Below are 290 nucleotides of genomic sequence, written 5' to 3' on the forward strand. Positions count from 1 at the left end.
GCAGGAATACGCACGCCTGAACCGTGATTTCATGCTCACGCTCGTGATCCGGGCACTGCGTCGCAAGCTCCCGGCCTTCACGCTCGTCGATCAGGCGATCAACTGTCACCACAACTACCTGTCGCGAGAAAGTCACGATGGTCGTTCGATGATGGTGACGCGGAAAGGTGCAGTGTCTGCGCAGAAAGGCCAGCTTGGCATCATCCCGGGTTCGATGGGCGCGAAATCCTTCATCGTCTGTGGCAAAGGTCATGAGGCTGCTTATTGCTCGTGTTCGCACGGCGCTGGCC

1 protein-coding gene is annotated in these 290 nt (G+C 58.6%); it reads left to right on the plus strand.

Going from position 1 to position 290, the window contains the following annotated elements:
- On the plus strand, positions 1-290 hold a 290-nt coding region (locus AC1RPR_RS08735; protein WP_481763559.1), incomplete at both ends, for an RtcB family protein.

Source organism: Dellaglioa sp. CoH-57-MRSF-22, assembly GCF_056781895.1.